This is a genomic window from Streptomyces fagopyri (genome assembly GCF_009498275.1).
Lineage (GTDB): Bacteria > Actinomycetota > Actinomycetes > Streptomycetales > Streptomycetaceae > Streptomyces > Streptomyces fagopyri.
Genome location: NZ_CP045643.1, coordinates 4,458,485 through 4,470,020, shown reverse-complemented (window position 1 = coordinate 4,470,020; position 11,536 = coordinate 4,458,485). Strand labels below are relative to the sequence as shown.

General features: G+C 72.0%; 9 protein-coding genes. 4 read left to right on the top strand and 5 right to left on the bottom strand.

Translation table 11 applies throughout. From position 1 onward, the window contains the following. Positions 1 to 40: 40 nt before the first annotated feature. Positions 41 to 1,261 (top strand): cytochrome P450, encoded by a 1,221-nt coding sequence (locus tag GFH48_RS19200; protein WP_153289433.1) that lies wholly within the window; start codon positions 41 to 43, stop codon positions 1,259 to 1,261. 295 nt (positions 1,262 to 1,556) lie between these two features. Here the strand turns inward: GFH48_RS19200 and GFH48_RS19195 are convergent, their stop codons facing one another. Together GFH48_RS19195 and GFH48_RS19190 are read right to left on the bottom strand one after the other, a co-directional pair. After that, positions 1,557 to 3,242: an ABC transporter permease gene (locus tag GFH48_RS19195; protein ID WP_228120697.1), complete on the bottom strand. Its 1,686-nt coding sequence runs from the start codon at positions 3,240 to 3,242 to the stop codon at positions 1,557 to 1,559. After that, the gene (locus GFH48_RS19190) at positions 3,239 to 4,156 is read right to left on the bottom strand and encodes an ABC transporter ATP-binding protein (RefSeq protein ID WP_153289432.1); all 918 of its coding nucleotides are present in this window, start codon (positions 4,154 to 4,156) and stop codon (positions 3,239 to 3,241) included. Before GFH48_RS19190 ends, GFH48_RS19195 begins: the two co-directional genes overlap by 4 nt. A gap of 103 nt (positions 4,157 to 4,259) precedes the next feature. Here GFH48_RS19190 and GFH48_RS19185 point away from each other — a divergent pair, with 103 nt between their 5' ends. After that, positions 4,260 to 4,763, top strand: a complete 504-nt coding sequence (locus GFH48_RS19185; RefSeq protein WP_153289431.1) for a GbsR/MarR family transcriptional regulator — start codon at positions 4,260 to 4,262, stop codon at positions 4,761 to 4,763. A 132-nt stretch (positions 4,764 to 4,895) separates the two neighbouring features. Here the strand turns inward: GFH48_RS19185 and GFH48_RS19180 are convergent, their stop codons facing one another. Beyond that, positions 4,896 to 5,798, bottom strand: a complete 903-nt coding sequence (locus GFH48_RS19180) for a diacylglycerol kinase family protein (RefSeq protein WP_153289430.1) — start codon at positions 5,796 to 5,798, stop codon at positions 4,896 to 4,898. Positions 5,799 to 5,989: 191 nt separating this feature from the next. Here GFH48_RS19180 and GFH48_RS19175 point away from each other — a divergent pair, with 191 nt between their 5' ends. Both GFH48_RS19175 and GFH48_RS19170 read left to right on the top strand, forming a co-directional pair. Next, entirely contained in the window at positions 5,990 to 7,276 is a 1,287-nt protein-coding gene (locus GFH48_RS19175) for an adenylosuccinate synthase (protein ID WP_153289429.1), read from the top strand. A 614-nt stretch (positions 7,277 to 7,890) separates the two neighbouring features. Then, positions 7,891 to 9,708 carry a bifunctional metallophosphatase/5'-nucleotidase gene (locus GFH48_RS19170; RefSeq protein ID WP_153289428.1) on the top strand — a complete coding sequence of 606 codons (1,818 nt, stop codon included), beginning with the start codon at positions 7,891 to 7,893 and terminating at the stop codon, positions 9,706 to 9,708. A gap of 91 nt (positions 9,709 to 9,799) precedes the next feature. Here GFH48_RS19170 and GFH48_RS19165 read toward each other — a convergent pair whose 3' ends face one another. Next, on the bottom strand, positions 9,800 to 10,438 hold the full coding sequence (locus GFH48_RS19165) for a class F sortase (protein ID WP_228120696.1): 639 nt from the start codon (positions 10,436 to 10,438) through the stop codon (positions 9,800 to 9,802). A 146-nt stretch (positions 10,439 to 10,584) separates the two neighbouring features. Then, positions 10,585 to 11,439, bottom strand: coding sequence for a hypothetical protein (locus GFH48_RS38605; protein WP_194280620.1), 855 nt, complete (start codon positions 11,437 to 11,439; stop codon positions 10,585 to 10,587). Positions 11,440 to 11,536 lie beyond the last annotated feature (97 nt).

Sequence of the window (11,536 nt, the reverse complement as noted above, 5' to 3'; positions counted from 1 at the left end):
CCCCTGTTCAGAGGGGGGTGCGGCGGGCTAGCGTCCGGTCATGGCAGCTTTGGAGACTCCCGGGACGTTCGACCCCTGGGACCCGGCGTTCGTGGCGGACCCGTACCCCGCGTACGCGGAACTGCGCGAGCGCGGTCGGGTCCACTACTACGAGCCGACCGACCAGTGGCTGGTCCCGCACCACGCGGACGTGTCGGCGTTGCTGCGGGACCGGCGCCTCGGCCGGACGTACCGGCACCGTTTCACGCACGAGGACTTCGGGCGGACGGCGCCCCCGCCCGAGCACGAGCCGTTCCACGTCCTCAACGACCACGGGATGCTCGACCTGGAGCCGCCGGACCACACCAGGATCCGCCGGCTCGTCTCCAAGGCGTTCACCCCGCGCACGGTCGAGCGGCTGGGACCGTACGTGCGGCGGCTGGCCGGCGAGCTGGTCGCCGGTCTGGTCGCGGCGGGCGGCGGCGATCTGCTCACCGATGTGGCCGAGCCGCTCCCGGTCGCCGTGATCGCCGAGATGCTGGGCATCCCGGAGTCCGACCGGGCGCCGCTGCGGCCGTGGTCGGCGGACATCTGCGGGATGTACGAGCTGAACCCGTCGCGGGAGACGGCGGCCAGGGCGGTGCGGGCGTCGGTCGAGTTCACGGAGTATCTGCGGGAGCTGATCGAGGCCCGCCGCAAGGAGCCGGGCGACGACCTGATCTCGGGCCTCATCGCCGCGTACGACGAGGGCGACCGGCTCACCGAGCAGGAGATGATCTCCACATGCGTGCTGCTGCTGAACGCGGGGCACGAGGCGACGGTCAACGCCACGGTGAACGGCTGGTGGACGCTCTTCCGCCACCCCGACCGGCTGGCCGCCCTGCGCGCGGACCGCTCGCTGGTCCCCACGGCGGTGGAGGAGCTGATGCGCTACGACACCCCGCTCCAGATGTTCGAGCGCTGGGTGCTGGACGACATCGAGATCGACGGTACGACGATCCCGCGCGGCGCGGAGATCGCGCTGCTCTTCGGCTCCGCCAACCACGACCCGGCGGTCTTCACCGACCCCGGGGAACTGGACCTCTCCCGCACCGACAACCCGCACATCTCCTTCAGCGCGGGCATCCACTACTGCATCGGCGCGCCGCTGGCCCGGATCGAACTGGCGGCGTCGCTGGGCGCGTTGCTCGAACTGGCCCCGACACTGCGGCTCGCGGCGGAACCGGAGCGCAAGCCGAACTTCGTGATCCGGGGACTCGAGGGGCTCAGCGTCGCCCTCTGACCCGCCGGCCGAGCGCCCACGGTGACAGGGCCGCGCGCTCCGGACCGCCGGGACCAGCGGGGGCGGTTCCGCGGAGAGCGGACCCCGGTCGGGCCCCCGCTCGAACCGCCCCGACCGGCCGCGGGCCCCGGCGGTCCGGAGCGCGAGGCCCGCGCCCGCGTCGGCGGCCGGACCGCCGCGGGCTCTCAGGCGTTCTCGCCCGAGCGGCAGGGGCGCGGCGGGGCGGCCCGGGGTTCCCGGCGCCGCCTCACCGGCGTCCGCGCCCGTGCCGTCGGGTGACCGCGGGCGTGCGGTGTCAGGCGCTCAGGTCCCGTCGGCGCAGCGCCGTCAGCCCGGCGCCGGTCAGGCCCACCGCGACGGCGGTCAGGACCAGCACCGGTGTCCAGGTCATCTCCCCGCCCGGCAGCTTGGGGAGATGAGCGTACGGCGAGAGGTCCATGAGCACCCGGGGGACGTCCAGGGCGGGCCCGATCCAGCCCAGCAGGAGAACGAGGCCCGCCGCGCCCCAGGCGCCGGGCGCCGCGCGGGCGGAGACCCCGTACAGGAGGACCGCCAGCCCGCCCAGCGTCCAGACCGCGGGGATCTGGAGGAGGCAGGCACCGAGTACGGCCCCCGCCCGGTGGCCGTATCCGAGCCCGAGACCGGCTCCGCCCAGCAGCATGATCAGGGCCGCTCCGCCGAAGGCGACGACCAGGTGTCCGGCCGCCCAGCGCAGCCGCCCCACCGCGTTCGCCAGGATCGGTTCGGCCCGCTGGGAGGTCTCCTCGCCGTGCAGCCGCAGCACGGAGGAGACGATGTACAGCGCGGCGACCATTCCGAGCATGCCCGTCATCGTGGCGAGGAACGCGTCCGTGATCCCGGACCGCCCGCCCATCCGCTCGATGATCTCGCGGGTCCTGGCGTTGTCGCCGACCAGACCGGACGCGCCCCTGGTGATCCCGCCGAACGCGGCCCCGGCGGCGAGGAAGCCGAGGCTCCAGCCGAGCACGCCGCCGCGCTGCAACCGCCAGGCCAGCGCCCAGGCCGTGCCGAGCCGTCCCGAGGCCGGACCCGGCCGTGTCGGCAGGAAACTCATGCCGACGTCACGCCGGCCGGCGAGTGCGTAGGCGAGCGCGCCCTGAAGGGCGACGGCCACGGCGAACAGGAGCGGCACCCACCACCGCTCGTCCGCGAACGGCCGCTCGTTCTCCAGCCAGCCCAGCGGCGACGCCCACGTCAGCGGGGACGAGCCGTCGTCCACCGCGGAGTCACCGGCCGCCCGCAGGACGAACGCCGCGCCCAGCACGCCGCCCGTCAGCCCCTTCGCCAGCCGCGCGCTCTGCGTGAACTGGGCGACGATCGCCGCCGCCGTGGCGAAGACCATGCCGGTGCCCCCGACGCCGAGGCCCAGCGCCAGGGCGCCGGCGGCGCCCTGGCCGGCCAGGGCGCCCGCGATGAGGACGGCGAGCGCGCCGTTCGCGACCAGGGCCGCCAGCAGCGCCGCCGTCAGCGGGGCGCGCCGTCCCACCATCGCGGACGAGAGGAGTTCCTGGCGTCCGCTCTCCTCCTCGTCACGGGTGTGCCGGACGACGACGAGCAGGCTCATGATCCCGGCGAACAGACCGGCGTAGCCGCCCACGCGCCAGGCGGTGAGGCCGCCGAGGGAGTCGCTGAACACCGGCCCGTACGTGGCGCGCAGCGAGCTGTTGGTGAGCATCTGCCGCGCCAGAGCGGCGCGTTCGGGCGCGGTGCCGTACACCGTCTTCAGCGTGTTCGGCACGGAGAGGATCATCAGCGCGGTCACAGCCGTCCAGAGCGGCGTCAGCACGCGGTCGCGGCGCAGTGCGAACCTCAGGAGAGCCCCGGTCCCGGCCAGTTGCCGGGCGCCTCCGGCCCGTACCGCGAAGGCCGCGCCGGGCGCGGGATGCCGGTCGCCCGTGGTGTTCGCCGTGGCCGTGGTGGCCGTGGTGTTCGCGGATTTCGCGGTGTTCGTGGCGGTCATCGGGCCGTCGCCTCCGCGGGCGCGTCCTCCTGGTAGTGCCGCAGGAACAGCGCCTCCAGGGTCGGCGGGGTGGCGGCGAGGGACCGTACGCCGGAGTCGGTGAGCGAGCGCAGTACGGCGTTCAGCTTGTCCGTGTCGACCTGGAGCCGCACCCGGGTGCCCTGTACGTCGACGTCGTGCACCCCGGGCAGCGACGCCAGGGTGCCCGGCGGGCCCGCGAGTTCGGCGGTGACGCTGGTACGGGTGAGGTGGCGCAGTTCGGCGAGTGTGCCGCTCTCGACGGTGCGGCCCCTGCGGATGATGCTGACCCGGTCGCAGAGCTCCTCCACCTCGCTGAGGATGTGACTCGACAACAGGATCGTGCGGCCCCGGTCGCGCTCCTCCTCGACGCACCGCTGGAAGACCTCCTCCATCAGCGGATCGAGCCCGGAGGTGGGCTCGTCGAGGATCAGCAGGTCGACGTCCGAGGCGAAGGCGGCGACGAGGGCGACCTTCTGGCGGTTGCCCTTCGAGTAGGTGCGGCCCTTCTTCGTCGGGTCGAGCTCGAACCGTTCGGTCAGCTCCGCGCGCCGTCCCCGGTCGAGGCCGCCGCGCAGCCGCCCGTACAGGTCGATGACCTCACCGCCGGACAGGTTCCGCCACAGCGTGACGTCGCCGGGGACGTAGGCGACCCGCCGGTGCAGCTCCACCGCGTCCTTCCAGGGGTCCCCGTCCAGCAGGCGCACGGTGCCCGCGTCGGCCCGCAGCAGGCCGAGCAGGACCCGGATGGTGGTGGACTTCCCGGAGCCGTTCGGGCCGAGGAAGCCGTGCACCTCGCCGGCCTCGACGTGCAGGTCGAGACCGTCCAGCGCGTGCGTCTCGCCGAACGACTTGTGCAGTCCGGAGACCTCCAGGGCGAGGTGTGCCGTCGTCATGGTTCAGAACGTACGCGTCTTTCAGAAATTTGTGAAGTTAAGGAAACGTATGAACTCCGGATAGACTCGGTGGTGGTGCGCGAGCAGGGGAGATGATCGGCAGATGGACCGACCGAGTGCGGCGGAGCGGGATCCGGAGGCGGTCTCGCAGTTCGTCGAGGGCTTCGCGGCGCAGCTCGTCGAGGCCGGGATGCAGCGGATGCCCGCCCGGGTCTTCGCGGCGCTGCTCGCCTCCGACTCCGGTGCCATGACCTCCGCCGAACTCGGCGAACGGCTCCAGGTCAGTCCGGCCGCCGTCTCCGGGGCGGTGCGCTATCTCGCGCAGCAGCACATGGTCTCGCGCGAGCGGGACCCCGGCTCCCGGCGCGAGCGCTACCGCGTGCACAGCGACCAGTGGTACGAGGCGCTGACCAGCCGCGACGCCGTGCTCAAGCGCTGGGAGCTGGCCCTGCGCGCGGGCGTCGACAGCCTCGGCCCGCGCACCCCCGCCGGACGCCGGCTCTCCGAGACCCTCGCCTTCTTCGAGTTCATCGACGGCGAGATCGCCGGGATGATGGAACGCTGGCGCACCCACCGGGAGAAGCTGTTCGGCGCTGACGGCGGCTGACGGCGACGGCGGCTGACGGCGACGGCCGGTGGAGGCCGGGCGACGCGGCGAGGAGCGGCGCGGCGAGGAGCGGCGAGGAGCGGCGACGGATGGCGTGGCGAGGAGCGGCGACGGGTGGCGTGGCGAGTCCGTTCAGCCCGGGAGGGTCAGCCCCCACCCGCCCTCCCGCACCGTCCACGTCCGCGTGCGCACCGGCCCCGAGACCACCGAGTCCGCCCGGTACCTGAAGTCCGCCCCGGACACGGTGACCCGCTGCCCCACCATCCGCAGCGGCGCGGCCTGCGCGCCCACGGAGACCGGCCGCACCTCCACCTCCGCGCCCCCGGAGACACCCGGTATCACGGACACCGTCTCCACCGGCTGGTCCAGATCGACCAGCGTGATCCCGTCGACCTCGACCCGCAGCCGCGAGGGTCCCGGCCCCGCGGGCAGGGACACCACCCGTCCCCAGGTCCGCGCCCTCGTCCGCCCCGGCGCCACTCCCGCGGGCCGCGCCGCGAGCGTACGGACCAGCGACTGACAGGTGCGCAGCCACGGATGCGCCCCGGGGACGTCGGCCCCCATCTCCTCCGCACCGTCGGGGACCGGCACCGGTGAACCGGCCGGCGGTATCCGCAGCGCCCCCAGTACGACCCCGTCACTGTCGTCGACCAGGAGATCCAGCCGCCGCTCGACCCCGTCGAGCACGGCCCGTGCCGCGGCCACCGCTCCCGTGGGCACTCCGAGGGCCCGCGCCAGGGAGAGCGATCCGCCGACGGGCACCAGCGCCAACCCGCACACGGCCAGATCCCGTTGTCGGTGCAAAAGGGACACGGCGTGCAGCAGTGTCCGGTCGTCGCCCACGACGACCGGCCTCCGGGCCCCTCTGCGGGCCAGCGCCCGGGCGAATTCCTCCGGTCCTTCCGGGAGGCACACTTTCGTGGCCGCACCCGCGCTGAGCACGTCTTTTGCGATCCGTACCGACTCACCGTCATGGCGACGGGCGACCGGGTCGATGACCACCAGAAGCTGGTCGGAAGCCGCCACCTCGGTCATGCCTCGCTTCCTCGGGTAGCATCTTTGTGCAAGAGCCCCTTGCGCTATTGCGCCAGGGGCTTCGTCTATTCCGGGGCATCCGGTCCGACGGTCGCGGCCAAAGGAGGTCGCCGGCGTACGCAGCCGTGCAATGAATCAGCCGCGTACGTCCCCGACCTTGGACATGCCCCGCCCGGAAGGGGTGTACGCCTGTGCCCGCACTTGTGCTGCTCGGTGCTCAGTGGGGTGACGAAGGCAAGGGAAAGGCCACCGACCTGCTCGGTGGATCCGTGGACTATGTGGTGCGCTACCAGGGCGGCAACAACGCCGGCCATACGGTGGTCGTGGGCGATCAGAAGTACGCCCTCCACCTCCTCCCTTCCGGAATCCTCACGCCGGAGTGCACTCCGGTGATCGGAAACGGAGTCGTCGTCGACCCGTCGGTCCTGTTCTCCGAGCTGAACGGACTGAACGAGCGCGGCGTCGACACCTCCAAGCTTCTGATCAGCGGAAACGCTCACATCATCACGCCGTACAACGTCACCGTCGACAAGGTGACGGAACGCTTCCTCGGGAAGCGGAAGATCGGTACGACGGGACGGGGCATCGGGCCCACCTACGCGGACAAGATCAACCGCGTCGGTATCCGCGTCCAGGACCTCTACGACGAGTCGATCCTGACGCAGAAGGTCGAGGCGGCCCTCGACGGCAAGAACCAGCTCCTGACCAAGGTCTTCAACCGCCGTGCCATCGAGGCGGGCCAGGTCGTCGAGGAACTGCTGACGTACGCGGAGCGGCTGCGCCCGTACGTGGCCGACACGGTCCTGGTGCTCAACAAGGCGCTCGACGAGAACAAGGTGGTCCTCTTCGAGGGCGGCCAGGGCACCCTGCTGGACATCGACCACGGCACCTACCCCTTCGTCACGTCCAGCAACCCGACCGCCGGTGGCGCCTGCACCGGCGCGGGCGTCGGCCCGACGAAGATCAGCCGGGTCATCGGCATCCTGAAGGCGTACACCACCCGCGTCGGCTCGGGCCCGTTCCCGACCGAGCTGTTCGACGCGGACGGCGACGCGCTGCGCCGCATCGGCGGCGAGCGGGGCGTCACGACCGGCCGTGACCGTCGCTGCGGCTGGTTCGACGCGGTCATCGCCCGCTACGCGACCCGGGTCAACGGCCTGACGGACTTCTTCCTCACCAAGCTGGACGTCCTGACCGGCTGGGACGAGATCCCGGTCTGCGTGGCGTACGAGATCGACGGCAAGCGCGTCGAGGAACTCCCGTACTCCCAGACCGACTTCCACCACGCGAAGCCGATCTACGAGACCCTGCCGGGCTGGTCCGAGGACATCACCAAGGCGAAGTCCTTCTCCGACCTGCCGAAGAACGCCCAGGCGTACGTCAGGGCGCTGGAGGACATGTCGGGCGCCCCGATCTCGGCGATCGGTGTCGGCCCCGGCCGCGACGAGACGATCGAGATCAACTCGTTCATCTCGTAGGGCCCTTGACCGCGCCCCCGGTGAGGCTCCGGCCGAGCCGGGGGCGCGGTGTGTCACGGACCGTCGGACGGACTCGGCGAACTCCGACTCCGCGAGGCCGGCGTCGGGTTCGACGACGTCCGGGTGGACGGTGGCCCCGGCCGCGCCGTCGCCGGCCGCCCCGCGCGGGCGACCGGGGACGACCCGGGCCCGGTCGTCGAGGAGGACCGCGGACGCCGGCCGTCCGCTTCCTCGTCCCCGTCGGCAGCACCACCCACCGCTCGGGCCGCCCGGCGCCGTCCCGTCTCACCGCGGGCCCTCACCAGGTCGCGTACGTCCCGGTGCCCGCGCTGGACGGCCCGACCCGGCCGCCGGCGTGGCTGTACCGGCCCACGGCACGCGACCGCCCCGCCCGCACCCCAGCTGCCGCGCGCGGTCGCGGAGGGCCGCTGAAGGACCGGTGCCGCGGACGGGTCCGGGAGCGCCGAGATGCGGATCGCTCCCGGGATGCCCATCCTTGACCTGGACATGGCTTGCTCCTGGTTCCCGCCGGGGCGGGACCCGACCACGATCTACGCGGGTAGTGCCCGCACGGCCCGTTCCTCCGCCCGCGTCCCCGTCCCCAGGAGCCCCGTATGCCCGTCAACCCGCTGAACCGCAGGGAGTTCGTCAAGAAGTCCGCCGTCGCCGGAGCGGCCGTGGCCGTCGCGGGGACGGCCGCGGCGACCCCCGCGACGGCCGCGGACCACGGACCCGGGAAGGGGCCCCGTACCTGGTCGTTCTCCATCCTCGGCACCACCGACCTGCACAGCCACGTCTTCGACTGGGACTACTACACCGACGCCGCGTACACGGACAAGGCCGGCAACTCCGTGGGCGTCGCGCGGATCGCCACCCTGGTCAAGCAGCAGCGGGCCGCGAAGGGTGCCGACCGCGTGCTGCTCGTGGACGCGGGCGACATCATCCAGGGGACCTCGCTCGCGTACTACTACGCCCGCGTCGATCCCATCACCGGCACGGGCGGCGAGCGGGGACCGGTGCACCCGATGGCGGTCGCCATGAACGCCATGAAGTACGACGCCGCCGCGCTCGGCAACCACGAGTTCAACTACGGCATCGAGACCCTGCGCCGGTTCGAGAAGCAGTGCCACTTCCCGCTGCTCGGCGCCAACGCGCTCGACGCCAGGACGCTCCGGCCCGCCTTCCAGCCGTACACCGTCAAGCGCCTCCGGGTCCCCGGCGCCCCGGACATCAAGGTCGGCATCCTGGGACTGACCAACCCCGGGATCGCCCTGTGGGACAAGGACAACGTCTCCGGGAAGATGGCGTTCACGGGTCTCGTGGAACAGGCGAAGAAGTACGTGCCGCGGATGCGGGCCCTCGGCTGCGACGTCGTCTTCCTCACCGACCACTCCGGCCTCGACGGGTCGTCCTCGTACGGCGACGAACTCCCGTACGTCGAGAACGCCTCGAACCTGGTCGCCGCTCAGGTGCCCGGCATCGACGCCATCCTCGTCGGCCACACCCACACCGAGGTCTCCTCGTACACGGTCACCAACACCGGGACCGGCAAGGACGTCGTCCTGTCGGAGCCGTACTGCTACGGCATGCGGCTGACCGTCTTCGACTTCGAGCTCGAACTCGCCCACGGTCAGTGGAAGGTGACGAGCACCAAGGCGCAGACCCTCAACAGCAACGCCGTCGCCGAGGACGCGGAGATCACCAGGCTCCTGGAGGCGGACCACGAACTGGTCGTGAAGTACGTCAACACGCCCGTCGGCACCTGCACCGCGGACCTCTCCGCGGCGGAGGCCTGCTGGAAGGACGTGCCCGTCATGGACTTCATCCACCAGGTCCAGATGTCGGCCGTCGCCACCGGCCTGTCCACGGCCGACGCGGCCCTCCCGCTCATCTCCGTCGCCGCGCCCTTCAGCCGTACGGCGGACATCCCGCGGGGCGACGTCACCATCCGGGACGTGGCCGGGCTCTACATCTACGACAACACCCTCTACGGCAAGAAGCTCACGGGCGCCCAGCTGAAGGACTATCTGGAGTACGCGGCGAAGTACTACCACCGGGTCCCGTCCGGCACGAAGGTGGACACCGCCACCCTCACCAACGCCAACAGCTTCTGGGACTACATGTACGACACCGCCGCGGGCGTCGACTACGACATCGACATCGCCCAGGCCGAGGGTTCCCGGATCAAGAACCTCAGCTACAAGGGGTCGCCGGTGACCGACGACCAGGTCTTCGTGGTGGCCGTCAACAACTACCGTGCCAACGGCGGCAGCGGTTACCCGCACATCGCGGCCGCCGGCATCGCCTACAGCTCCACCGACGAGATCCGCCAGCTGATGATCGACTACGTCACGTCGAAGGGCACCCTCGACCCGGCCGACTTCGCCGACGGGAACTGGAAGCTGACGCAGGACGGCACGCCGGTGTTCTGAGGCACCCGCGTCCCGCCGGTGCCGCACGCCACCGCTCCGCGCGCCGTGGCCGGCGGCCCCCGTCCGGGGGCGTCGGCCGCGGTGGCGGCGTTCAGACGAGGTGGGCGAAGACGACCAGGTTCTCGGTGTAGTCCTTCGCGCCGTGGTCGTAGTCACCGGCGCAGGTGATCAGCCTGACCTGGGCCTGCGGGGTGTCGGCGTACACGCGGTCGTTGGGGAAGTGGTCCTTCTCGAAGGTCTCGGCGTCGTCGACCAGGAAGGACGCCGTGAGACCGTCGGCCCGCTCCACCTTGAAGGTGTCCCCCTTCTTGAGCGAGCTGAGCTTCGCGAACACGGCGGGCGAGGTCTTCGTGTCCACGTGCCCGGCGACGATCGAGGTTCCCGCTTCCCCCGGGGTCACTCCGTCGGCGTACCAGCCGACCATGTTCACGTTGTCCGCGGGCGGAGGGTTGAGGTGGCCCTTCGCGTCGATCGAGAGGGCCGTGAAGGGCGCGTCCACCCCGATCTTCGGGATGACAAGCCGGGTCGGCGCGGACGACGGCAGGTGCTTGCCCGGCACCGGGGTCGACCACGGCATGAGCGCCGCCGTGTCGGGGGGCGTGCGGGAGTCGTCGGACGGTTTGGGGTGGCCGCCGAACAGGCCCAGCGTCAGAAGCAGGATTCCGGCGCACCAGACGCCCATCGGCACGCCGGAACGGGAGCCCTGCCGTTGCGGCACGGACTCGGTCATGACAGGGGAGGGCGGCCGGGCTGCCATCGGGAACCACCTCACTAGGGCGCTGCAGCGGAGCGGGTACGGCACGCGGGGAACCCGGCCGGGCCGTCATGACGGGGGTGACCCGCGGCGGCCTCGGCCGATGGGACGCCGGACACCGGTCAGGACAGGCCGCCCGCCGCACTCCTGCGGCGCACCGCGTAGACGCCCGCGGCGGCGAGCGTCAGGACCGCGAGGCCGGCGGCCGTGACGCCCTTTCCGGCGAGCGCGCCGCCGCCGGTGTGCATGCCGCCGCTCGGCTTGTCACGGTCGGAGCCCACGCCGTTTCCGTTGCCGCCGTTGTCACGGTCGGAGCCCACGCCGTTTCCGTTGCCGCCGTTGTCGCGGCCGGATCCGTTGCCGTTGCCGTTTCCGTTGCCGCCGTTGTCGCGGCCGGATCCGTTGCCGTTCCCGTTCCCGTTGCCGCCGTTGTCACGGCCGGACCCGTTGCCGTTGCCGTTCCCGTTCCCGCCGTTGTCACGGCCCGATCCGTTGCCGTTGCCGTTGCCGTTGCCGTTGCCGGATCCGGTGCCGTAGCCGCCGGTGCTGTCGTTCTTGTAGGTCTCCGGGTTGAACTTCGCGTCGTCCTTGTTCCAGTCGTCGCTCTTCAGCATGCTGAGCGCGCCGCCGCCGGTGTGGACACCGCCCCGGGGCTTGTCGTGGTCGGAACCCTCGTCGTCGCCGCCGGAGTCCCCGCCCCGGTCGGAGCCCTTGCCACCGGAGTCCGAGTCCCCGCCCCAGTCCGAGTCGCTTCCCTCGCCCTGGTCGTCGCCCTTCTTCAACTTGAGCAGCGCGCCGCCGCCGGTGTGCGTGCCGCCGTTCGGCTTGCCGTGGCTGCCGCCGTCGTCCTGTTCGTTGCTGTAGGAGGAGTCGTCGTGGCCACCGTCGCCCGCCGTGGCGGCAAGGGCGCCGGGAGCGGCAATCGCGAGGGCGGCCGTGGCCGTCGCGGTAGCGAGAAGCATGCGGGCAGAACGCATTGTCGAGTCCTTCCGTCGCAGCCGAGCCGCTGACACTTTGTCAGCACGTGGGGAACCCGACCCCGACGTGATCCACCGTCAGCCCCTCCCGGCCCGC

What these genes read in the sequence shown, in the direction of transcription:
- GFH48_RS19170 (WP_153289428.1), top strand. Translation starts at nt 7,891, where the DNA reads ATGCCCGTCAACCCGCTGAACCGCAGGGAGTTCGTCAAGAAGTCCGCC.
- GFH48_RS19185 (WP_153289431.1), top strand. Translation starts at nt 4,260, where the DNA reads ATGGACCGACCGAGTGCGGCGGAGCGGGATCCGGAGGCGGTCTCGCAG.
- GFH48_RS38605 (WP_194280620.1), bottom strand. Translation starts at nt 11,439, where the DNA reads ATGCGTTCTGCCCGCATGCTTCTCGCTACCGCGACGGCCACGGCCGCC.
- GFH48_RS19190 (WP_153289432.1), bottom strand. Translation starts at nt 4,156, where the DNA reads ATGACGACGGCACACCTCGCCCTGGAGGTCTCCGGACTGCACAAGTCG.
- GFH48_RS19180 (WP_153289430.1), bottom strand. Translation starts at nt 5,798, where the DNA reads ATGACCGAGGTGGCGGCTTCCGACCAGCTTCTGGTGGTCATCGACCCG.
- GFH48_RS19200 (WP_153289433.1), top strand. Translation starts at nt 41, where the DNA reads ATGGCAGCTTTGGAGACTCCCGGGACGTTCGACCCCTGGGACCCGGCG.
- GFH48_RS19195 (WP_228120697.1), bottom strand. Translation starts at nt 3,242, where the DNA reads ATGACCGCCACGAACACCGCGAAATCCGCGAACACCACGGCCACCACG.
- GFH48_RS19165 (WP_228120696.1), bottom strand. Translation starts at nt 10,438, where the DNA reads ATGACCGAGTCCGTGCCGCAACGGCAGGGCTCCCGTTCCGGCGTGCCG.